The following is a 416-nucleotide window of genomic DNA, read 5'->3' on the forward strand; positions in this document are numbered from 1 at the left end:
GTCTCATTTCAAGTGGACAATCAGGAGATGCCCATGAGATTAGTTTTTGTCGCTAAACGCGGTAAAGCGGACCAATATTTAGTTTTAGCGACCACTAAATTATCCCTGAAACCAACTGAGATCATTCAAATGTACAGTCGTCGCTGGCAGATCGAATGTTATTTTAAAGTTGCGAAGCAATATCTCCAATTTGATCAGACACAAATCCAAAGCTACGACGGTTTGTGTGGCCATTTAGCTATGGTCATGTTAAGTTATGATATTTTGGCCTTAGCGCAACGAGAGAATATAGATGAACGAACTTTGGGTGATCTCTTTTATGATTACGGTCGTCCTTTACCCGATATTGAGATCGCTCAAGCACTGACTTGGCTTTTGAAAACGATCAGTGGTCTAGCTGAAAAATTTACTCTCAT

At 40.1% G+C, this 416-nt stretch carries 1 protein-coding gene; it reads left to right on the forward strand.

Going from position 1 to position 416, the window contains the following annotated elements:
• On the forward strand, window positions 1-416 hold a 416-nt coding region (locus LACPOB_RS0101210; protein WP_017867019.1), incomplete at both ends, for a transposase.

The sequence above is a fragment of the Ligilactobacillus pobuzihii E100301 = KCTC 13174 genome (assembly GCF_000349725.1).
Taxonomy (GTDB): domain Bacteria; phylum Bacillota; class Bacilli; order Lactobacillales; family Lactobacillaceae; genus Ligilactobacillus; species Ligilactobacillus pobuzihii.